A 21770-nucleotide genomic window follows, 5' to 3' on the forward strand; every position below is an offset into this window, starting at 1 on the left:
TGCATAATATCCCAAAATGATAATTAGAGTTTAAACTCAATATTATTATTTTGGAGGAATGTTTTATGCAAAAGAAAACATTAGAAAAACTGATTCAGGACCTTGAACAGGAAATGCAACGATTATGCTATTCCGAAGGATCCATGAAATTTTATCGTAGGCGTTGGCAGATGCTGCTACAATTCGCACAGGATCGAGGTGAAACTTATTTTTCCGAACGATTGGGGATTGATTTTGTTGAAAATCACTTTAATATTTTTGAAAAGGATTTTACGCGAACTCTTTCTCAGTCGGAGACGCAAGAGCTACGTATTATCCGAATGATTGGTGATTTTCAACTACACCAAACTGTTTTACGCCGGTACTATAAACACAAGAACATCCTTACGGATCCATATTTTATAGAGATAAGTAGTCGTTTTAAACAATACTGTGTAAACAAGGAATATTCTAAGGTCACAATAGATCATTATGCCAAACAGTCTGCCAGATTCATGGATTATCTTTCCTCACAAAAAGTTATAGATTGTAAAGAAATTAATCTGCCTATAATTAACAACTACATTAAAACCTTGGCTGGCTATAGCTACAAAACAGTGGAACAAAATATTTGCTCTATCCGAGCCTTTTTCCGTTTCCTTTTGGAAACTGGGGAGGTACAGATTGATTTCGCTTCAAAAACACCGATGGTGCAAGCAAGAAAGCAGACTCGTATTCCATCTGTATGGACAGTAGATGAATTGAAAAAGTTAATCGCTGCCATTGATAAAGGTAGTCCGAAAGGTAAACGAGATTATGCAATAATCCTACTTGCATGTTGTCTAGGATTGCGTTGTACAGATATTAAAAATTTAAAAATAGAGAACTTCCATTGGGAAGAAAAGAAGCTTGTATTTAACCAATCAAAGACAAAGGAAGCACTATCTCTTCCATTAACATCGGAGGTTGGTTGGGCGGTAATCGATTACCTTCAGTATGGGCGTCCTAAAATTGACAGTCCTTATATATTTATAAGGCATATTGCACCCTTCGGTCCCTTTTCTGCAGATGACCATTTAAACCAGATAATTAAAAGATACATGGAACTAGCACATCTTCCTACATTGAAAAAGAGAAGAGGAATGCATTCCCTTCGCCATACTATGGCCAGTATGCTACTTGAAAAGGACACACCTTTATCCACTATTTCAGATATTCTTGGACATGTTGATGCTGATTCAACGGCAGTCTATCTGAAAGTTGATATTAATAAGCTAAGGGAATGTTCTCTTGATTTTGAAGAGGTGACCGACCATGAGTAAAATTAATTATCAAGGTCCATTTAAAGACCACATTCAAAATCACGTGGAATTTAAAAGAGCTGTTGGATACAAATATGTTACAGAAGAAGGTCACTTTAAACGATTTGATAGATTTACTTTAGAAAAATATCCTCAAGCTACTGACCTTACGAAACATATCGTATTGGATTGGTGCAGTAAAAAAACATACGAAGCACAAGCAAATCAATGTTCACGTGCATCAGTTATTCGTCAATTTGGAAAATATCTAGATTCTATTGGGGTGAAATCCTATATTCTGCCAAAGGGATACTATCCAACGGAAAAACAGTACATGCCATACATTTATACAGACAATGAGTTAATGAATTTTTTTGTTGAAACCGAAAAATGTCGGTACAGTAGTCAATGTCCATACAGACACCTGATCATGCCTATTCTCTTTCGAATGATTTATATGTGTGGGCTGAGAGTATCCGAAGTAAGGCTTCTGAAAGTCGCTGATGTAGACCTTGAAAATGGTATTCTTACGATTCATCATTCTAAAAAGGATAATAGTAGGTTGGTACCTACCTCTAACTCTCTTGTAGAACGTTGTAGGCATTATTCGAAAATAGTGCACCCCTTTCCGAAGGAAGAAGATTTTTATTTTCCAGCACTTAATGGGAAACCAATGACTATAGGAAATGTATACAAAAATTTCCGCAAATTTCTATGGCGTGCTGGAATATCACATGGTGGAAGAGGACGGGGACCGCGAGTACATGACTTTCGTCATACATTTGCTGTTCACCGCCTAAAAAAATGGGCTGAACAGGAAAAAGACTTAACTGTATATTTTCCAGTACTAAAAGCGTATATGGGACATGATTCTTTTGAAGAAACAGCGTATTATCTACGCCTGACCGCGGATGTCTTTCCCAATATTACATTAAAGCTGGAGACACATTATCCAGAGATGATTCCTGAACTGGCAGGTGGTACCTATGAAACCAACTAATTTTGCGAAATATCTTACAGAATTCCTTTCGGTCTTCCTGCCAGCACAAAGAAATGTCAGTAAAAATACTATTCATTCTTACCGTGATGCATTCAAACTTTTAATTAAGTACTGTCAAGAAATTAAAAGTATCCCTGTAGAAAGATTAACCTTGAATGACTTTTCAAATGAACTGCTTATTGGCTTTCTAGAATGGTTAGAAACGGATAGAAAATGTAGTATTTCCACTAGAAATCAAAGACTTGCAGCGATACACTCTTTCTTTCGTTATGTACAGGTCGAAGAACCTGCTGGTTTATATCATTTTCAAAAAATTATGGCCATCCCCGCTAAAAAGGTAAAAAAGGCAACGGTCGAGCATTTGTCACCAGATGCCATAAAGTTACTTTTGGAACAGCCCGATAGAAACTGTCCAAAAGGCCGGCGTGACCTGACACTCTTGAGCGTTCTATATGATACTGGGGCTAGAGTACAGGAACTTATAGATATTAATGTTGGTGATGTGATCTTAGATACTCCTGCCATCATTATTTTGACAGGAAAAGGGAACAAAAAAAGACGGGTTCCTCTTATGAAAAATACCGTGTCTATATTGAATAGCTATATTTTAGAGAATAAACTGGATAAACCATGGAAAAATGAATATCCATTATTTACGAATAATCAGAATAACAAGCTTACCAAAGAAGGAATAGCTTATATTATTTCGAAATATGTTATATTGGCAAGAAAAATTTCAACTCTTGTGCCTCCGAAAGTGAAGCCACATATGCTTAGGCACTCTAAGGCCATGCATTTACTACAAGCAGGAGTAAACCTTATATACATCCGTGATTTCCTTGGGCATGTGGATTTGAAAACAACAGAAATTTATGCGAGAACGGACACCGAGACAAAAAGGAATGCCATTGAAAATGCATATTCTGATTTGATTGATGGCAATCTTCCCGACTGGAGTAAAGATCAAGCACTGCTTTCTTGGCTATCCGAGTTAAAGTAGACTAGAAATTATGCAAAGTAAATGGAATGAAAAACTTATACTTATTGGTTTTAGGAAGTTTACTTTGCATAATGTTTTGCTTTGCATAAGGTGGACCTTTAAGCCCTCTACTATCCAACATTGTCCTAGATGAGTTAGACAAGGAACTGGAGAAAAGAGGTCTCCGTTTGGTTCGCTACGCGGACGATTGTAATCTCTATGTACGCTCGAAAAGAGCAGGCTTACGGGTGAAGAATAGTATCACAAACTTTATTGAGAAGAAGCTGAAATTGAAGGTCAATGAAGAGAAAAGTGCAGTAGACCGCCCATGGAAACGTAAATTCCTTGGATTTTCGTTTACTTTCCATAAAGAAAAACCAAAGATACGAGTTTCTAAAGAAAGTATCAAACGCTTCAAACAACGTATTCGAGAACTTACATCCAGAAGAAAATCCATGAATATGAAGGATAGAATTGAGAAATTAAACCGATATCTCGTAGGCTGGCTGGGCTACTATCAGCTGGCTGAAACACCTTCAATATTTAAGGGATTAGACAGCTGGATTCGAAGAAGGTTACGAATGATACGATGGAAAGAATGGAAGAAAGTGAAAACGAAATATAAGAATCTTAAGAAACAGGGAATCCAGAAAGGAAAAGCGTGGGAATGGGCAAACACAAGAAAGGCCTATTGGCGAATTGCCAATAGCCCAATCTTGCATAAAGCCCTTGGTGACCAGTACTGGATAAACCAAGGACTGAAGAGTCTACATCGTCGATATCAAACAAAGCGTTGGACTTAAATGAAACCGCCGTATACGGAACCGTACGTACGGTGGTGTGAGAGGTCGGAGGTTAATCACCTCCTCCTACTCGATTTATGTTTGGATCAATCAGGTAGTATGCAACGGTTAGATACGCAAGCCAAAGGGTTTGCATTAGCCCTCATGAGCATTGCCAAAAAACAGAAACGTGATTTTGCGTTCATTCCATTTTCTAGTAGAGCTTATAAATATGTTTATAAAAAAGGGAAAATAAAAGGAAAAGATATGGTTGAACTATGCCAAAACTTCATCGGTGGTGGAACGAATTTTGAAGCTGCATTACGGAAAGGAACAGAAGCTATTCAGAACAGTAGTTTTAAGAAAGCTGATATTGTCTTTGTGACAGATGGGGAAGCACGTGTTTCAGAAGAATTTCTTCAATACTTTCAAGAACATAAACAGGAAAAGGAATTCCAGATACTATCACTTTTAATTGGCACAAACAGAGACTATCGAACAATTTTCCGATAAGGTCGTGCAGATAAGAGATTTTACCGATGAAGGAAGTTTCACCGCATTTAAAATTTGACCAAAACAACAGACCCCGGAGACATACTCCGGGGTCTGTTTGTATCTAGGAAAAGTATAAATTATCTCACATAGCTTTGGTAATAAAGCCCAATAGGATCATATTTTTTGTTATAGGTGTAATAAGGTTTTCATGGGTGGTGGCTCACTCCTTTTCATTTTTTTTTGGGAAAGGGGGTGAGGCTATATGACGGTATTTGAAACGCTTGTTCTGATTATCTCATTTGGAACACTGATTGTGGCTGTGCTGTCAAACGTAAAAAAATAACCACCCTAGCCTGGCAAGCAAATAGGTGGTTATTTTTAGACCTGGTTTGTGAGTCGCCCCTTTGAAGGGCTATTACACTAGGCCGTTTGGTGTTAGTAGCACCATTCGGTCTTTTTAGTTTATGATTTTCTACTTACAGTATACATAACTTTTGGAAAAGTTAAAACATATTTCTTTTCATGTTACTTGTCAGAGCCTTTATCAAACCAAGCACGAAATTCCTGGATGGTTTGAAGTTCTTGTTCTGTGAGGTATTGTGTTACATCTTCTATAATTTCTAGTTCTGTCATTTCATAACGTTTTGTGCCCTCTTTATCCATATACAAGGTATCATATATCATCTCTTGTTTAAGACTACGATCCTCAAATTCTAGCCATTCTTCCCATTCACTCCGGACTTTATCCTTTTTTTCTTGTATCAATTGAGCTCGTGATTTAAATGGTATGATATCTGCCATATAAACATCCTTTTGCTTTTATTCGTTAAAAAGTTGAGTTTTGCATAAAATGAACTTATGTTTCAATTTGGTGCTAAGACTAACTCAACTATTAGACTGTAGTTCCATTTTATGCTTATCATCAATCTTTTTTTCAATACGTGCCATATCTTTTTTATTTGAAAGAATTTCCTTCTTGTTGATACTTATCTGATCTTGCATATTTATTGGGTGTTTTCTCATAGTGATTTCCCTCTCTGAAAAAAATGTCGAATATTGCTTATAAAATAAAAGTATCATAATTTTTAGAATTAGGCAAACAAATTTTTAAGTTAAATCTACGGCTTTTAAGAATGAAATAGAAGCATGTTGATTTATAAACTCCCTCAGATAAATTCAATTTACTCGTAAACGCTATCGGGTGCGATACTTTAATAAGAGCAGTTGCTTCATATGACTAGTGAGCAGGATTATTAAATGACTAATAAAATAATAAAATAATTAAATAATTAAATTAATGGAACAACGATGATAAATTACTTCAATGGTAAGGGGATAACTTCTTAAAGTTTGTCTTGATACTCAATAGAAAAATAGACCATCATGGGAAGCCGTTGCTACAGATGAATCAATTATATTAACGATACTACAGACACATAATTCCTCATCCTGATAGAGAGAATAAGCGATATTTGCCCTTTTTTCATCTTCCAATAATTTAAAAAACTTTACGATGCTTCCCATATCATATTGTTGTAATTATTTTCGTATTTTATTGACTTTTTCTTTGTTTATTAAATCAACTCCTTCATTTAAATATTGGTTTTAATGATGTTTTAAAAAAAAGAAAGATTATCCCAATCAACAGGATAATCTTTCCTTTCTACTCTTCAATTACGGTCAATGGTCAATTTAGTATAATAGTGGAAAATAAAATTCTGATTTAAAATCTCTTCTTTTATTCATATTGTTAAAAGTAACATTTTCATAACTTAAAAATCTATGGTACTGTTTATTTTAATTAAAGCAACCGGTTGTGTAAGATTGCCTAGGGAACTACTCTCTCTATTTCATTAAATCTTAATCAACATATCTTAATATTCAAAGAGCTTATCCATATTTCAATAAGTGAACCATATTAAATACTTAAAATATTATTCAGCGGGCGATAATTCACTTTCTGTAACCCATTTGTGATTTGTGACTTCTTCTCCACCCGTAGTTGGAACAAAATCAACCATATAGATCGTTGTTTCTTCTGCCGAATCAATTTCAGCGGTTACACCATCCATACCTTCCATATGATCTGCATTTAGGGTCACTTCTGTACCAGGTTCTAACGGTGCTTCACCAGCACCTTCTAATTCTTCATGAATGACCCACTTATGATCTGTGACTTCTTCTCCACCAGTTGTAGGAGTATAAGAAACAGTATATACCGTAGTATCATAGGCACCAGCAATCGTTGATTCCGCACCTTTCATACCTTCCATATGATCTGATTGAATAATAGCTTGACTTCCAACTTCATAGGTTGGGTTTTCAGCCTCTTTCAAATCTTCAGGAACTTCACCAGAGCTGGACATACCCATTTCAGAATGGTCCATACCTTCCATATCTTCATTTGAGTCAGATTCTGTTTCCATATCCATTTCTTCTTCTGTATTGGATTCTGTTTCTGTATCCGTGTTTTCTTCAGGATTTGTTTCTTCTGTTTCCCCGCCACAAGCTGCCAATATAAACACCGCAAAGATAGAGACAAGTCCCATTATAATTTTATTTCTTTTCATTTTTAAACCCCTCCATTATATTAGTCATCACTACTCTACCCCAAACTTTTGCAGTTTATGTGCAGTTTCTTACAGGGAGAAGTTTTACCTAAAGAATTTAGTTAATAAAAGCTAAACTATTTTCTTCTGCAAACTTTCTCGATTAATTTTCTGTATTCTTATTAGAATCAGTAAAAAAAGAAGGTGACAAAATGCATTTAATGTATGGTTATGAATCGATTTGGCCTTTGATTTGTATGATGATTGTGTGGCTAGGGTTAATTATTCTGGGTTGTATCCTAATTAGAAACTTTATTCATGGAGGAGACCAACCTAAAAAATTTTAAAAGAGAGATTTGCAAGAGGTGAAATAGACAATGAGGAATTTGAACGTTTAAAATCAATTCTAAAGGATTGATTTTATCGGTATAAATACTATCTGCACAAAAAATGGACATTTTTTTTATAGAATATTTTAAGGTTACACATACCTAAAGAAAATTGGAATGTATTGAAGATATGGAGGATTTGTAAATGATGTTGAGAATGACAATAATAACTGTAACAATTATAGTAGGGATATTTTTAGCAGGCTGCAGTAATAATCAGGAAAAAGATTATGAAGTCGCATTTGATGGAACTGTAGATCACGTTCATGGTATGGGCTATGCTGGTATTAATAAAGGATTGTATTTTGCTACTCATACCGGCTTAAAAATATTCCGCAATGGTGATTGGTATGAAACGACTAGAAATTTCAATGATTATATGGGCTTTAATGCAGTAGACGAGGGATTTTACACATCAGGTCATCCTGGAGAGGATTCCGATTTGCAAAACCCAATCGGTATTCAGCACAGTTTTGATGGGGGCAGGACACTTGAACACCTTAAATTCGAGGGTGAAACCGACTTTCATGCCATGGCAGTCGGATATAACAGCCACGATATTTTTCTGATGAATCCTGCAAAGAACTCCGAATTAGAACAGGGCTTTTACAGGAGTTCAGATGAAGGGGAGTCTTGGGAAAATGTAAGTGCAAGTGGACTTACAGGAGAAATTCTATCGTTAGCTATTCATCCATCCAACTCTAGTTTTGTTGCTGCTGCCACTTCGACTGGAATCTATTTATCTGAAGATGGAGGGAACAATTTTCAAATTGTAACGGAAGGAAATGATGTCGGGACAGCTGTATTTTCTAATGATGATCATTTATATTATGCAAGCTATGGTTCCATTCCAGAACTTGTAAAAAGGAATGTTGAAAACGGAGAAGAAGAGACAATAGATATACCGGAATTTGAAGAGGATGGAGTTGTCTATATTGCCCAAAATCCACAGGATGAGAACCAATTAGCCATTTATACCACAAAAGGACATGCTTATTTATCTGAAGATGGCACGAAAACATGGGAACAGATCCTAGAGAACGGTCAAGTTAAATAAGAGATAATAGATAGTGAGTTGAACTAAATATGTTTGATCTATTCAATCAAATCAGTAGTACTTTAAACGGACAACTTCAACAAATTGCATATGGCTTTGAACATCTTCCCTTCCTGTTTGCGTTCTTCCTGGGGGTGATTGGAGCCGTTGCAACCTGCCAACTTACCAGTAATGTAAGTGCGATCACCATTTATGGTAATAAATCGTTCGTAGACAAGGTTCCATGGTTACATGTTTTTTTGTTTATTTTAGGTAAGATAGTTGTGTTCTCTATGATTGGGATAATTATTTGGCTGCTAGGGCAAGAGGTATATCGTACACTCACACAAATGTTCCCTATCTTAAGAAAAGCAATCGGACCGGTACTTATTCTTATTAGTCTGTATATGATGGGATTATTTCACTTGAAAACCTGGACGTTTTTTGAGATTCCTTTCAATAAGTTAAAAGATAGTTACTTAGGTAGCTTTTTGATGGGAGTAAGCTTCACATTAGCTTTTTGTCCGACCATGTTTGTGTTGTTTATACTCACATTGATGCCTGTAGTACTGAAAACACCTAATGGTTTTGTTCTACCATCTGTATTTGGCTTAGGAACGTCACTTCCGTTGCTAGTAGTCATTTTTTTAATCTGGTATTTTGGAGCAAGTGGAGCAATCTTAAAGAAAAGCAGGAAAATAGGTGCAATAACCCAAAGAATCGCTGGTGCTTTACTTCTCCTGATTGGTATAGTAGATACACTAACCTATTGGTAATAAAGGGGTCAATTATGTTAAATAAACTATCCTTGAAAGTTGGTCTACTGTTTTTTGTATTTATCTTGATTATCGAGACCTTCCTGTATTTTGTTCTGTATACGAACCTGGCAAATGAACGGATTGAGGAAGTGATGAATAACCTATTGGCCCGTGGCAATACACATAGTGCCATATTGGAGGAAAATTATAACCAATCCACATTAGAACACGTTGCTATAATGGAGTCCGAATCAAATTTTGCGGTCGTGATTACAGATGCCTCAGGGAACGTAATCGTCAATTCCGATCCAATTGAACAGGAAATGATAGATGTTATTGAACACACCGATTATAATCAAATACCTGATGAGGGTAAGGTATTGGAAGAACGGTGGCCGGAGAAAAAGTATATTGCTACAGACAGTCCCATTACAATAAATAAAGAACATCAAGGTCACGTATTTATGTTCGCTGATACAAATAATATCAGAAGAATTGTCGATCATTTAAGTGATCAATTTGTATTTATAGGATTTGTAACAATCATTCTGACGATTATTACCGTTTTTATCCTTTCCAGACTGATTACAAAACCGTTGGTTAAAATGAAGGAAGCAACGGAACAACTAAGTAAAGGTAGGCATAAGGTGGAGCTACATACCGATCGTAGGGATGAACTGGGGGAATTGGCAGCTTCAATTACGAAGTTATCGGATGACTTGGAACGATTGAAAAATGAAAGGAATGAATTTTTGGCAAGTATCTCGCATGAACTCCGAACCCCGTTAACCTATCTGAAAGGATATGCCGATATAATTAGCCGAGGTAACATATTTGATGATGAGAGAAATGAGTATATCGAAATAATTCGGGAAGAAAGCGAACAATTGACTGTTTTAGTTAAAAATTTATTTGAACTGGCAAAAATGGATCAGAATAAGTTCATCATAAATCGGAAGGATGTAGTGTTTGGAAAGCTAATCCATACGATTACCGAGCGCATCCGACCTGCACTTGAGGAAAAGAACATCACATTTTCCGTTCGTTGTCCAAGCCATATCATTGCACATATTGACCCTGAAAGAATTCAACAAGTGCTATTGAATATATTGGATAACGCAAAAAAAAATACCTCTCAAGGGAAGCTAATTTCATTAGAAGTATCTCAGAATAAACGTGAGATTATAATGACCATTTCGGATGAAGGTGAAGGGATTCCCGCAGAAGACCTTCCTTATATATTTGAACGTTTATACCGTGTGGAAAAATCCAGATCCAGACTCAGTGGTGGAACTGGTCTGGGATTAACGATTGCAAAAGAAATCGTGGAGTTCCATGGTGGTACGATTGAGGTTAGAAGTAAACTGGGCGAAGGGACTAGTTTTATCATAACGCTGCAGAGAGGTGATTCCAATGAATAAAGTTTTATTAATTGATGATGAAAAACGGATGTTGGATCTATTGGCATTGTATTTGAAGCCACATCATTATCAGTGTCAAAAAGCGCTGGGGGCTAAAGAGGCTTTATCCTATATAAAAGAAGAGGAGTTTGACATCATTCTGCTTGATATTATGATGCCCAACATGAACGGGTGGGAGCTTTGTAAGGAAATAAGGCGTTCCTCAGAAGTGCCAATTATTATGGTCACTGCACGGGAACAGAAGGAAGATATCGTGAAAGGACTGAAACTGGGTGCAGATGATTATATTACGAAACCCTTTAATGAAGAGGAATTAGTAGCGAGAATGGATGCACTGCTGCGGAGAATAAAACCAGCAAGTCAGATTGAAGTAAATGGATTGTTATGGAATGAAGATCGGTTTGAGCTTTCCTATAAAAATTACCCGATTAAATTAACACCGAAAGAATTTTCCATGATTGGAGTCTTAATGAAAAATCCGGAGCTGGTCTTTTCCAGGGATCAGTTAATTGATTTGATATGGGGGGTCAATTCAGAAACAGAAGGACGAACAGTAGATTCACATGTCAGGAATATACGGGAAAAAATTCGTCAGGTTGGTTTTCCCATTGATGAGTATTTTAAAACGGTTTGGGGCATTGGGTATAAGTGGGTTAATAAATGAAAATTCTTATTTGTATAAACAGTTACCCAAAAAGGCAGTTAACCTGTCTTTTTACTTTTTGTAATATTCATCATATTATCCATCATCACGCTATTCATCATAACTGGGTACCTCCTAGTCATATTCTATTTATAAAGATTTCCTTTATGTAGGAAATTACTTTAAGCAAAGCATATTAACTATTTTCACAATAAAAAGTTAATAGGAACCACATAGGGAATGTAGAAAGTTATACTACTGTTCACAGGTTTCTAATTGATGATGTATTAAAACCTTTTGGGTATAGGTTATACATAGGATAATTTTGCCGATATTGCTGCCAAATGGCTATTTTATGTTGCAATCGTCACGGGAGCCATAACATTAGCTTATTGGGCAATAACCGGTGATTTTGAATTTGCTTTAGAGAGAATGGTTACGGTCTTGATTATTGCTTGTCCACATGCACTAGGTCTAGCAGGTCCGTTGGTTACTTCAAGATCTACATCCATCGCAGCGAAAAAAGGATTGTTAATTCGCAATCGTACCCCATTTGAAAGTGCTTGGAAAGTGGATCGTGTTGTATTTGATAAGACTGGTACGTTGACGGAGGGAAACTTCGGTGTGACGGATGCACATCCAAGCAATGGTGTAAATGAAGAAGAATTATTGAAATTAGCTTACTCTGTTGAAACACAATCGGATCATCCAATTGCAAAAGGTATTGTGAAAGAAGGAAAAGAACGAAACATAGACTCCTACCATGTAACAGATTACAGAAACTTAACTGGGAAAGGATTAACGGCTAACGTAAATGATTCAGAAATCGCAGTTATTAGTCCAGGAGCTATGAGAGCAAAGAAGATTTCTTTTGAAGAAAAAACCTATGAAAAACTTGCCCAGCAAGGGAAAACAGTTGTTTTTGTACTAAAGGATAATGTACTGCAGGGAATGATAGCCTTAGCAGATATTATCAGAGAATCTTCTTACACAGTAATTAAAGAATTGAATGATCGTGGTATCGAAACAGTAATGATGACTGGAGACAATAGCCGAGTAGCAAATTATGTAGGTGAAAAACTCAGGATTTCAAAAGTTATTGCAGAAGTTCTACCACATGAAAAGTCGAATAATGTGAAAGAGTTAAAACAAGGTGGAAAAAAAGTTGCCATGATTGGTGACGGAATTAATGATGCGCCTGCCTTAGCGGAGGCTGATTTAGGTATTGCAATAGGTGCAGGTACGGATGTTGCAATTGAAACTGCTGATGTTGTACTAGTAAATAGTAATCCAGTAGATATCTTAAATATAATTAAGCTGTCTAAAGCAAGTCGCAGAAAAATGGTTCAGAACTTAGGATGGGCTGCTGGATATAATATTGTTGCAATTCCTCTAGCTGCTGGTGTTCTGTATGGTATCGGTTTTGTCATAACTCCAGCAATTGGGGCAGTCGTTATGTCATTAAGCACAATTGTTTGTGCAATTAATGCTCAATTGTTGAAGATTGATTAAATTAAAATAGATTTTCATTGACTAAGCAGAATTCCTGCTTAGTCTTTTTACTAAATCTTTTCCATGTTGGCGCCAATCCCAATAAACTAATTAAAGGGTCCAGATAGAATGAAAATAGTATATACTGTATGGGGGTATGCTATATATTTTGATTATAAATACCTGTATAGGTTAAATAGGGGGGGGATAGCTATGAAGACAAAGAAATATATACCAATAGCTGTAAATGGGGTCCTATCGTTGGAGAGTTTGGAAGTATATCTGAATGATATCTTACCAAAACAATAGGCAATAATTTTTGAAATGGAGGATAAGTTTTGAATGAAATAAATATATTTTTAGCCTTTGGTGCTGGTTTTTTATCATTTATTTCACCTTGCACGTTACCGCTATAACCGGCGTTCTTATCTTACATAACTGGAATGAGCGTTAGTGAGATAAAAGAGGAAAACAAAAGGATGAATAAAAGGGCACTTTTACATACCATTTTCTTTTTAATTGGATTTTCAAGTATCTTTATTATGATTGGTTTTACAACATCATTATATCTGAATTTTTATTAACCTATCAAGATTCCATAAGGCAAATTGGAGCAGTTTTGATTGTTTTCTTTGGTCTGGTCATTGTGGGAGTATTTAATTTTAAGTTCCTAATGCAGGATAAAAACGATAAAATTTAAAAATCGCCCAGGAGGATTTTTGGGTTCTTTTCTTATAGGGATGGCATTTGCATTAGGATGGACACCGTGTACGGGCCCCATTTTGGCAATTGTGTTATCACTCGCAGCTACCAATCCAGATATTGGTATGGTAATGATGATTAGTTATATATTAGGATTCTCTATTCCGTTTCTTGTATTATCGTTCTTTATAGGTAGATTAAAATGGATTAAAAAACATAGTGTCCGGATAATTAAATTTGGTGGGTACATTATGATTTTCATGGGAATTGCACTATTCTTTGATTGGATGACTAAGTTAACTGCCTTCTTAGCCGGATGGTTTGGTTTTTCAGGGTTTTAAAATCTTGCTGATAATTGAGATGGAAAAAGAACTATCACCTAGAATGTTTTGGTGATAGTTTTTCTAAGGGTAGTTTATCCGCCTCTTTTGACACAAAACGACAAACACCAGGACGATCGCAACAATGGAAACAGCAAAAGAAATGAAATATACAAGCTCTACACCAGCCACCATTGTTATTTCTTCTTAATCTCTATGTTATCTCACTGATATTTTTATGTGATATATTACGGATAGTTAAAAATATGATGGGATATGTCGAATCATATTTCAATATTTAACTAGTTTAATAGAAATAAGTAAAAGGAGGAATAACGTTGGCCCAGCCCAATCAAGCAGTAAGAAAATATGTACTCTCCACAGCATTTGTAACATCCTTGGCTCTTACTCCTATTTTTAGTGGGAGTGTGTTTGCCAATGCTGGTGCAGGCGCTTCGGAAGGCGACATAACCATTAGTGAGAGCAATCTTTCTAATGTACAGGAACAAGAGGTAACATCACCAAGTGAGACAGCGCTCATTCAGCATGGGGATGTAAGTACAGCAGTAGAGGATATACAGAACGAACTTCAAGATCAAGGTTATTATACATATACAATTGACGGTATTTTTGGTCAAATAACCGAACAAGCGGTAAGAGATTATCAAGCAGACCAAAATTTACAAGTTGATGGTATAGTAGGTCCAAATACTGCTGAAGCAATGGCATTACCAGCAAGTAATCCTTCTGGTGATTTAACAATTACGGAGTCTGGAGATACTTCTAGCATTCAAACTGATATTGTTACTGTTGCAGAAAGTGTTTTAGGTACGCCCTATGCATGGGGAGGAACAACTACGGAAGGAATGGACAGTAGTGGATTTATTAATTATGTGTTTGATCAAGTAGGTATTGATATTTCGCGTACACATAGTGAAATGTGGGAGAACGATGGTGTCCATGTAGATACTCCTAGCATCGGTGATGTTGTATTTTTTGAAGGTACTTATGATACAGAAGGTGCGTCTCATAGCGGAATCTATATTGGTGATAATCAAATGATTCATGCCGGAAATGACGGTGTAAGCGTAGCAGATATCAGCATCGACTATTGGAAAGATCATTATATTGGTGCTAAATCTTTTACCGAATAATCGAAATCTAAAGTTCAAATACAAGTGCAAGAACTGCACTTGTATTTTTTCACGTTAGGAAGTATAAAATCTTAGCAATGTAGTAATTCGACGTAGTAAAAATGTTTAAATACCAAGTATAAGAAAAACTAGCGAATGCGAGTTTTCTTATATCAAATATTAGAGGTTGACGTAAAGATAACGATTTTTAGCAATAAATGACGGAAGCCTCCGATGTAATAGTTAGATATTTGTCTTTGATGTTATTCTGGTTGGTTATCAACTTCTCCAGTATCATTATAGAATTCCTCTAAGTTCTGATAGTTAACAGTAGTCACCATTCCGTTTGACGCATGGTGTAAATCATGACAGTGGAATAACCAGTTCCCAGGATTATCCGCAACGAATGCTACCTCGTATGTTTCTCCATATTTAACATTTAATGTATCTTTGATGATGGGGGAACCTTCCAGTTTCTCTCCATTTTTACTTAGAACCTGGAAGAAATGGCCATGAAGGTGCATCGGATGGTCTGCTTGGTCCATACTGTTATTTGTCAGTGTTACTTTGACCTTATCTCCCTCATTAACTTCTATTGGTGGAACGTCTGGAAATGTTTCACTATTGATTGACCATACCATTCCCATTTCGGCATCCGCGTTCATCTCAGTGGCTAGATCCATCTCATAGGACACATCATACTCGTCATCTAAAGAGAACTGCGACTCTGTTTTTTCACCAAGCTTCGTGATATCTAGCAAGTCTGGTGATGAATTATGTTCCACTTTTTGCCCATTTTCATCTTCATAGACAACATCCAATTGCATATCGTGGGATGCTTCCATTTCACCATGGCAATCAATCGTGAAATCACCACTGCCGTCAGCGATAAATTCCACATCGACACGTTCCCCAGGAGCGACTTCGAACAGAGATCCATTCACAATTTGGGGATTATTCACCCTTTGTCCGTCGACATGGGTAACTTTATAGTCTACTGGAATATGAATCTGGTGAGCCATATAGCCCGCATTGACAAACCTAAGTTTGATAGTTTCTCCTTCTTTAACACTCAACGGTTCATTTTCTTCGTATGTTTTTCCATTAATCGTATAAATATCATAGGAAGACATGTCATGGCCCATCATTGGGTCTTGACCTCTTCCATTCATGTCCATACCTTCCATATCCATGCTGTCATGGTCCATTCCTTCCATGTCTTCCATCTTACTCGCATCAGCTACACTATGATTTCCAGATTCCCATTCATCAAGCACTAGTGTATAATCTCGATCGTAGTTCTCGTCTTCAGCTGATTCTACAATAATTGTGCCATAAAGACCCTTATCCAATTGCTCTACGCCATTTTGATGCGAATGATACCAATATGTGCCGGGATCATTTGCAACAAATTCATACGTGTATGTTTCACCGGGTACAACGGCATCTTGCGTAACTCCTGGAATTCCATCCTGCGTGTTTGGAACTGGAATACCATGCCAGTGAATGGACACTGGTTCATCCAATTCATTTTTTAAGTTGACTTTTAAAATTTCTCCTTCCTTCACACGAATCTCTTCTCCCGGAACGGTGCCATTGTAAGTCCAAGCGGTTATCGTGTTGTCTGAACCTAAATTCCACTCTGTTTCTTGTGCAACCAAATTAAACTCATTCACTATTTTCCCCTCTGTATCCTCTGGTTTTACCTGTACTGCTTCTTGTAAAGATTCCTCTGCAGAAGCATTTTCTTCAGCCGAATTATCCACATATCCTGGGTCTGTGGATTGTTCTGAACATGCAGATAAAAAGATGATTCCTATAATAACGGTTAGAATAATAATTTTTTTCATCTCTTTTTCCTCCTTATATATCCTAAGTCTACAATGAAAATGTCGAGAATATTTGCATTAAGCAGGAATTTACTGTGACAAACAAAGAAATTTGAAAACTGTGTTAATAATAAATTAGTGAAAATGCTTTCCCATGAATGAACGTTTTTATTCCTCATATAATGAACCATAGGACAAGATTAAAGGGGACTCGTAGATGCCAAATTCACTATATGTTACATTAATAGGTATTTTTATTTTAACGATATGGATTATATGGAATACCATCTATCACCGAAAGAAAATAACGGTTATGACCGGAATGATGATTTCGATGGTACTGGGGATGGGTATTGGTTTAACCATTGGGGTAATACTTGGCATTTTACTGGCAGGCGATCTGTTTTCCTCCACTTTATTGGCGATGATAATTGGAATTGCAGCCGGTTTCCTTGCGGGGGTACCGATTGGTTTGATGGCTGTTTTAGACGGAGCAATAGCGGGGATGATGGGTGGGATGATGGGTGCGATGCTAGGGGAAATGATTGCTCCTGAGCACCAGGATACTTTAATAAGAGTCATGTTCCTGTTATTGACCGGAACTCTCATTATTCTGTTTCAATTGATGCAACAAGAATTTATAAAAAGCAAGGCACTGGTCAGTCACCCCCTCGCCATGATTGTATTATTTGTATTTTTTATTATCGGATATAATCAGATGGAATCAGTGATTCCGTCTTCCCATTCACCGAATATCAATAACAGTCATCACAGTATGAGTGCGAACAACTTGGTGATACAGGCTGACGAATACTCTTTTTCCCCAAGCCATACAGAGATAATAGCCGGGGAAAAGATAACGATAACGCTAGATAATATCGGGGAAGTGGAACATGATTTGGAAATAAAAGAACTGAAAGCAGAAATGATGGAACAGGATTCTTCACATAATCACCAACAGGATAATGATGAAATCCATGTTAATAGCATGGCAGGAGAAAAACAGGAAATTTCATTTATTCCGGTTACTCCTGGTAAATACAGCTATATTTGCACAATCCCCGGACATGCAGAGGCCGGCATGATAGGAGTAATTGAAGTGTCATCCTCGTAAAAATAATGAGAAGCAAACCGACCATGCAAAATCGGTATGCTTTTTTATTTTGTCCTCATTCATTCGTAATAAAGAAGTCAAGGAAGAGTCAATAATCTTATCATGATTATTGACTGATTAATTACGTTGGGTTAAATATTTGTATGAGGGAAATATTTTGAATCAGCTGCATAATCTATTGAAAAAATATGTTAGGGAGTGCCGAAAATGATTGATTTCTTTTTAGCGCTTAATCCTGTAATTCAAGCAATAGTTGCAACATTGTTCACTTGGGGTATGACTGCACTGGGAGCAGCTTTGGTATTTACCACTAAATCATTTAATCAGAAACTATTGGATGGTATGTTGGGTTTTGCGGGTGGAGTAATGATTGCTACAAGCTTCTGGTCTTTCTTATCTCCTGCTTTAGAGATGGCGGAGGGGGGCGTTACCGGCTTGGATACCGGCAGCGGTTGGTTTTATGCTAGGAGGAGTTTTCCTGTGGGAGATTGATAAGCTACTCCCACACCTACACCCTAACACGCCTATAGATCAGGATGAGGGAATTCAGCCGAAAAAAAGGAAAAGAAGTACATTGCTTGTACTTGCTATAACCCTGCACAACATAAGGAAGGCTTGGCAGTAGGTGTGGCTTTCGGAGCTAGTAGCCACTGAATCTCCTTCTGTATCCATAGCCGGGGCTATTGCATTGGCAATTGGAATTGGTATTCAAAACTTTCCAGAAGGTGTAGCTGTTTCCATGCCACTTTTACGGGATGGAATGTCTCGTAAAAGGAGTTTTCTATATGGTCAGTCTTCAGGGATGGTTGAACCTATTTCAGCAGTTATTGGAGTACTGGCAGTTTCCTTTGTCGAACCAATTTTGCCATATGCCCTAAGCTTTGCGGCTGGAGCTATGATCTTTGTTGTGGTAGAAGAAGTGATTCCCGGTTCCCATGAAGAAGGAAATAGGGACCTTGCTTCTATGAGTTTAATGATTGGTTTTACGGTAATGATGATTCTAGATGTAGCATTAGGATAAAAGAGAGTAGAGGAGAATTGGTTTAAATCCTATTTCATATAAATGAACTTAAACATGGTGAAGGAAAAATAATTATTTCTTTATCATGTTTTTAATTTACTTCTATATAAAAAATGAAATACCCTATTTAGGGAAGGGGGTGCTTTTATAGAAAAGGACATTATACATATTTTTGTTGCTATCCTATTACGTTATCAATATATAAGTAAAATTTGTAGATAGAAAACTTCTAATTTAATTTGCAATTTCATAGAATCAACTAGAGGTGTTTTATGGATGAAAACCAAAATTATAGAAAAAGCTAATGTAAATATTCTAGCAATCATGCTTGGTTTCCTTTTTTTTATACTTTCGTTAATATTATTAGTAGTCAATACACCAAATATGAAAATCAACGCTTTCCAATATCAAGATTATATAGGAATTGCAAATTCAGAAACTATTACAGACGCATTCCTTCTTATGGTAGGAGAAGAAATTCCTCAATTTAAAGATTTTCTTGAAAGAGAATTGGAGATACCTTCTGCATCTAATTTAGCCTTTGAGGCGATTACCGGGATTAGAACGAATAATATATCAACATTACTTTTGCATGAAGTCCCAGGATTTAACAGTGCGAACACTAAAATTTATATTGCGGGAGAGGGGTCAGATTATTCGAATCTCCCTCAGGAATCTCCTCCGCCGGACTTTGATGAATTGCTAAAAGGAGAAAACTCAACTATCAAAAAGGAAGATGAACCGAACGGTGAAGAATCGGATAATGAAGAGCGTGTTACCAGCAAAGATCCTTCTGTTTTTATTTATCATTCTCATAGTTGGGAAGGATACTTACCTTTGATAAATGAGTATGTTAAGCCAAGTGATTCTTCTAGTACAGATAACAAAGAAAATGTAGTACTTGTTGGTTCAATGTTAAGTGAAAAATTGGAAGAATACGGGATAACTACGCTGCACGAGAATTCAAATATAGCGCAGGCATTAAACGATAAGGGATGGGATTACACTGATTCATATACCTTGTCGCGTGAACTTGTTAAGACTGCTTCAACACAGAGTAAAAGTATCTCCTACTATATTGACATTCATCGGGATTCGGCAAGAAAAGAAAGTACAACTACAACTATTAATGGTAAAAATTATGCAAGGCTATATTTTGTGGTAGGGCAAGAACATGAAAGTTATAAAGAGAATTTAATATTTGCAAAAGAGATCCACGAAAAGCTTGAAGAAAGGTACCCTGGGTTAAGTAAAGGGGTCTACTTAAAAACGAGGGCTGAAGGCAATGGCGTATATAATCAGGATATTTCGAATAGGTCGGTCTTGGTTGAAGTAGGTGGTATAGATAACGATAAAAATGAATTAAGCCACACTATTGATGCATTTTCAGAAGTTTTTAAAGAACTTTACGAGGGCGCAATAGAAGTAAATGCTCAGTAACAAGGATATTACTATTAATGCCTAAAGATATGAGAAGTTAACATCTGTAACTGTTTTTCTATTCATGTTCATAGGGAGTATTATTACTTGTTTGTGGCATCTTCTAGATCAAAAATATAAATACTAATTTTGGTTATACAAGGAAAGATAAAAATGAAAAGCAATTCATTAATTGATTGAGATTACACTTTCATTTTATCTGTCTTAAAGATTATATTTTTGACGATAGAATATACCAATTATGTTTAGTATAAAGGCTATAGAAAAATATGCTAGATATGAATTAAGGTGACCAAAAATGGATTCAAATCTTACTTCATTCGTAGGTTTATTTTTCAATTCAGTTTTAACCTTATTTGTTTTATTTAGAACTTCCTTTAACTGATGAGAAGCTATTACTATTTCATCCTGAGTAGTGATTTCTAAGGTTCCATCCTCCTTTGTTTCTTTACTCAGTTGTTCATTTTTGGGATAAGTATAAGCTATTTTCTCAGAGACTATATATTCTTGATCTTCTACCATAAATTTAGTTCCTTTTGGGATAATGGATGTTCTGTAATTCTCAAATCCATAGTCTAGTAACTTGATTGTGTCGTCATACGCATCGTTTTTCATGCTGCCTTTTAAGGTGATTACGATTAAGCTTAAACCATCTCGCTCTGCTGTTGTCGCTAATGTATAGCCGGATTGACTGACAAAGCCATTTTTCCCACCTGTTACACCTTCATAAGGTATTTCTTCTTTAACCAATTTGTGATGGGTAAGTATGGTTGTGTCCCAAGTTTGCCCATTCCATTCTAATTCTTTTGTTCCAAATATTTCCCTAAAGGTTTCATTTTTCATGGCATAGCGTGTTATTTTGGCTAAATCTTCTGCAGTGGTTCGATGCTTTGAATGAAAAAGACCATGTGGGTTTTCAAAGTTAGTATTCTGGACACCAATAACGTTTTTAAGATAGGTATTTATGTCTTTCGAAAACTGCTCTTTACTACCACTTAAATGCTCGGCAATTGCTACACCCGCATCATTGCCTGAATTGATTAATAAACCTTGAATCAGCTTCTTCAACGGTACTTTTTCTCCCTTTTCCAAAAAGACGGTGGTACCTTCTACATTTCTGGCACTGGCATTACTGCTGATAGTTACAATGTCATTCAGGTTACTCGTTTCAATCGCATAGATCCCTGTAGCGATTTTCGTCACACTTGCAGGATACATTTGAGAATTGGCATTTTTATCATAAAGAACCTGTCCCGAATTTGCTTCCAGTACAATAGCAGACTCACTTGCCACTGTTGGAGGAGAAGGATTGGGATCTCCGAAGGCTTTTGAAACAAACAAAGAGTTTATAGCTAAAAATGTGATGAGTAATGTGATTTTCCTCATAT

The 21770-nt window shown here is 36.4% G+C and carries 18 protein-coding genes and 4 pseudogenes; 17 read left to right on the plus strand and 5 right to left on the minus strand.

Going from position 1 to position 21770, the window contains the following annotated elements:
• Positions 1 to 65: 65 nt before the first annotated feature.
• The 6 genes and pseudogenes from ACHABU_RS11680 (at position 66) to ACHABU_RS11705 (ending at position 4879) form a co-directional block, all read left to right on the plus strand.
• Positions 66 to 1301: a tyrosine-type recombinase/integrase gene (locus ACHABU_RS11680; RefSeq protein WP_435765042.1), complete on the plus strand. Its 1236-nt coding sequence runs from the start codon at positions 66 to 68 to the stop codon at positions 1299 to 1301.
• Positions 1294 to 2280, plus strand: a complete 987-nt coding sequence (locus ACHABU_RS11685; RefSeq protein WP_435765043.1) for a tyrosine-type recombinase/integrase — start codon at positions 1294 to 1296, stop codon at positions 2278 to 2280. Before ACHABU_RS11680 ends, ACHABU_RS11685 begins: the two co-directional genes overlap by 8 nt.
• Positions 2267 to 3280: a tyrosine-type recombinase/integrase gene (locus tag ACHABU_RS11690; RefSeq protein WP_435765045.1), complete on the plus strand. Its 1014-nt coding sequence runs from the start codon at positions 2267 to 2269 to the stop codon at positions 3278 to 3280. The genes ACHABU_RS11685 and ACHABU_RS11690 overlap by 14 nt, the downstream gene beginning before the upstream one ends.
• Before the next feature lie 89 nt (positions 3281 to 3369).
• A pseudogene (locus ACHABU_RS11695) lies at positions 3370 to 4062 on the plus strand (group II intron maturase-specific domain-containing protein); the annotation flags it as partial.
• Positions 4063 to 4554, plus strand: coding sequence for a vWA domain-containing protein (locus ACHABU_RS11700; RefSeq protein ID WP_435765046.1), 492 nt, complete (start codon positions 4063 to 4065; stop codon positions 4552 to 4554).
• A gap of 244 nt (positions 4555 to 4798) precedes the next feature.
• Complete coding sequence (locus ACHABU_RS11705) at positions 4799 to 4879, plus strand: putative holin-like toxin (protein ID WP_435765074.1); 81 nt, start codon at positions 4799 to 4801, stop codon at positions 4877 to 4879.
• A 182-nt stretch (positions 4880 to 5061) separates the two neighbouring features.
• Here ACHABU_RS11705 and ACHABU_RS11710 read toward each other — a convergent pair whose 3' ends face one another.
• The 3 genes from ACHABU_RS11710 to ACHABU_RS11720 all read right to left on the minus strand — a co-directional run bounded on the left by ACHABU_RS11710 (position 5062) and on the right by ACHABU_RS11720 (position 7106).
• Positions 5062 to 5337 carry a hypothetical protein gene (locus ACHABU_RS11710; RefSeq protein WP_435765048.1) on the minus strand — a complete coding sequence of 92 codons (276 nt, stop codon included), beginning with the start codon at positions 5335 to 5337 and terminating at the stop codon, positions 5062 to 5064.
• Between the two features lie 84 nt (positions 5338 to 5421).
• Positions 5422 to 5559: an FbpB family small basic protein gene (locus ACHABU_RS11715; protein ID WP_435765050.1), complete on the minus strand. Its 138-nt coding sequence runs from the start codon at positions 5557 to 5559 to the stop codon at positions 5422 to 5424.
• 911 nt (positions 5560 to 6470) lie between these two features.
• On the minus strand, positions 6471 to 7106 hold the full coding sequence (locus ACHABU_RS11720) for a YdhK family protein (protein ID WP_435765051.1): 636 nt from the start codon (positions 7104 to 7106) through the stop codon (positions 6471 to 6473).
• Positions 7107 to 7455: 349 nt separating this feature from the next.
• On the opposite strand from ACHABU_RS11720, the gene ACHABU_RS11725 reads away from it, so the two are divergent.
• The 8 genes and pseudogenes from ACHABU_RS11725 (at position 7456) to ACHABU_RS11760 (ending at position 14999) form a co-directional block, all read left to right on the plus strand.
• Positions 7456 to 7503 carry a hypothetical protein gene (locus ACHABU_RS11725; protein ID WP_435765075.1) on the plus strand — a complete coding sequence of 16 codons (48 nt, stop codon included), beginning with the start codon at positions 7456 to 7458 and terminating at the stop codon, positions 7501 to 7503.
• A gap of 116 nt (positions 7504 to 7619) precedes the next feature.
• Complete coding sequence (locus tag ACHABU_RS11730) at positions 7620 to 8531, plus strand: F510_1955 family glycosylhydrolase (RefSeq protein ID WP_435765052.1); 912 nt, start codon at positions 7620 to 7622, stop codon at positions 8529 to 8531.
• A 29-nt stretch (positions 8532 to 8560) separates the two neighbouring features.
• Entirely contained in the window at positions 8561 to 9286 is a 726-nt protein-coding gene (locus ACHABU_RS11735; protein WP_435765053.1) for a cytochrome c biogenesis CcdA family protein, read from the plus strand.
• Between the two features lie 14 nt (positions 9287 to 9300).
• Complete coding sequence (locus tag ACHABU_RS11740) at positions 9301 to 10689, plus strand: ATP-binding protein (RefSeq protein WP_435765055.1); 1389 nt, start codon at positions 9301 to 9303, stop codon at positions 10687 to 10689.
• On the plus strand, positions 10682 to 11353 hold the full coding sequence (locus tag ACHABU_RS11745) for a response regulator transcription factor (RefSeq protein ID WP_435765056.1): 672 nt from the start codon (positions 10682 to 10684) through the stop codon (positions 11351 to 11353). The genes ACHABU_RS11740 and ACHABU_RS11745 overlap by 8 nt, the downstream gene beginning before the upstream one ends.
• A 303-nt stretch (positions 11354 to 11656) precedes the next feature.
• Positions 11657 to 12844, plus strand: a pseudogene (locus tag ACHABU_RS11750) (heavy metal translocating P-type ATPase); the annotation flags it as partial.
• Between the two features lie 317 nt (positions 12845 to 13161).
• Positions 13162 to 13866 (plus strand): annotated as a pseudogene (locus ACHABU_RS11755) (cytochrome c biogenesis CcdA family protein).
• 317 nt (positions 13867 to 14183) lie between these two features.
• The gene (locus ACHABU_RS11760; protein WP_435765057.1) at positions 14184 to 14999 is read left to right on the plus strand and encodes a C40 family peptidase; all 816 of its coding nucleotides are present in this window, start codon (positions 14184 to 14186) and stop codon (positions 14997 to 14999) included.
• A 242-nt stretch (positions 15000 to 15241) separates the two neighbouring features.
• Here ACHABU_RS11760 and ACHABU_RS11765 read toward each other — a convergent pair whose 3' ends face one another.
• Positions 15242 to 16828 (minus strand): multicopper oxidase family protein, encoded by a 1587-nt coding sequence (locus ACHABU_RS11765; RefSeq protein ID WP_435765058.1) that lies wholly within the window; start codon positions 16826 to 16828, stop codon positions 15242 to 15244.
• 196 nt (positions 16829 to 17024) lie between these two features.
• Here ACHABU_RS11765 and ACHABU_RS11770 point away from each other — a divergent pair, with 196 nt between their 5' ends.
• The 3 genes and pseudogenes from ACHABU_RS11770 to spoIIP all read left to right on the plus strand — a co-directional run bounded on the left by ACHABU_RS11770 (position 17025) and on the right by spoIIP (position 20382).
• The gene (locus ACHABU_RS11770) at positions 17025 to 17921 is read left to right on the plus strand and encodes a plastocyanin/azurin family copper-binding protein (RefSeq protein WP_435765059.1); all 897 of its coding nucleotides are present in this window, start codon (positions 17025 to 17027) and stop codon (positions 17919 to 17921) included.
• 207 nt (positions 17922 to 18128) lie between these two features.
• Positions 18129 to 18942: pseudogene (locus ACHABU_RS11775) on the plus strand (ZIP family metal transporter).
• A 276-nt stretch (positions 18943 to 19218) separates the two neighbouring features.
• Positions 19219 to 20382 carry a stage II sporulation protein P gene (gene spoIIP, locus ACHABU_RS11780; protein ID WP_435765061.1) on the plus strand — a complete coding sequence of 388 codons (1164 nt, stop codon included), beginning with the start codon at positions 19219 to 19221 and terminating at the stop codon, positions 20380 to 20382.
• A gap of 204 nt (positions 20383 to 20586) precedes the next feature.
• Here spoIIP and ACHABU_RS11785 read toward each other — a convergent pair whose 3' ends face one another.
• A complete protein-coding gene (locus ACHABU_RS11785; protein WP_435765062.1) occupies positions 20587 to 21768 on the minus strand; it encodes a D-alanyl-D-alanine carboxypeptidase family protein in 1182 nt (393 codons plus the stop codon).
• Between the last annotated feature and the right edge of the window lie 2 nt (positions 21769 to 21770).

This window comes from Oceanobacillus sp. CF4.6 (assembly GCF_051262635.1).
Lineage (GTDB): Bacteria > Bacillota > Bacilli > Bacillales > Amphibacillaceae > Oceanobacillus.

What these genes read in the sequence shown, in the direction of transcription:
- ACHABU_RS11680 (WP_435765042.1), top strand. Translation starts at nt 66, where the DNA reads ATGCAAAAGAAAACATTAGAAAAACTGATTCAGGACCTTGAACAGGAA.
- ACHABU_RS11685 (WP_435765043.1), top strand. Translation starts at nt 1,294, where the DNA reads ATGAGTAAAATTAATTATCAAGGTCCATTTAAAGACCACATTCAAAAT.
- ACHABU_RS11690 (WP_435765045.1), top strand. Translation starts at nt 2,267, where the DNA reads ATGAAACCAACTAATTTTGCGAAATATCTTACAGAATTCCTTTCGGTC.
- ACHABU_RS11700 (WP_435765046.1), top strand. Translation starts at nt 4,063, where the DNA reads ATGAAACCGCCGTATACGGAACCGTACGTACGGTGGTGTGAGAGGTCG.
- ACHABU_RS11705 (WP_435765074.1), top strand. Translation starts at nt 4,799, where the DNA reads ATGACGGTATTTGAAACGCTTGTTCTGATTATCTCATTTGGAACACTG.
- ACHABU_RS11710 (WP_435765048.1), bottom strand. Translation starts at nt 5,337, where the DNA reads ATGGCAGATATCATACCATTTAAATCACGAGCTCAATTGATACAAGAA.
- ACHABU_RS11715 (WP_435765050.1), bottom strand. Translation starts at nt 5,559, where the DNA reads ATGAGAAAACACCCAATAAATATGCAAGATCAGATAAGTATCAACAAG.
- ACHABU_RS11720 (WP_435765051.1), bottom strand. Translation starts at nt 7,106, where the DNA reads ATGAAAAGAAATAAAATTATAATGGGACTTGTCTCTATCTTTGCGGTG.
- ACHABU_RS11730 (WP_435765052.1), top strand. Translation starts at nt 7,620, where the DNA reads ATGATGTTGAGAATGACAATAATAACTGTAACAATTATAGTAGGGATA.
- ACHABU_RS11735 (WP_435765053.1), top strand. Translation starts at nt 8,561, where the DNA reads ATGTTTGATCTATTCAATCAAATCAGTAGTACTTTAAACGGACAACTT.
- ACHABU_RS11740 (WP_435765055.1), top strand. Translation starts at nt 9,301, where the DNA reads ATGTTAAATAAACTATCCTTGAAAGTTGGTCTACTGTTTTTTGTATTT.
- ACHABU_RS11745 (WP_435765056.1), top strand. Translation starts at nt 10,682, where the DNA reads ATGAATAAAGTTTTATTAATTGATGATGAAAAACGGATGTTGGATCTA.
- ACHABU_RS11765 (WP_435765058.1), bottom strand. Translation starts at nt 16,828, where the DNA reads ATGAAAAAAATTATTATTCTAACCGTTATTATAGGAATCATCTTTTTA.
- ACHABU_RS11770 (WP_435765059.1), top strand. Translation starts at nt 17,025, where the DNA reads ATGCCAAATTCACTATATGTTACATTAATAGGTATTTTTATTTTAACG.
- spoIIP (WP_435765061.1), top strand. Translation starts at nt 19,219, where the DNA reads ATGAAAACCAAAATTATAGAAAAAGCTAATGTAAATATTCTAGCAATC.
- ACHABU_RS11785 (WP_435765062.1), bottom strand. Translation starts at nt 21,768, where the DNA reads ATGAGGAAAATCACATTACTCATCACATTTTTAGCTATAAACTCTTTG.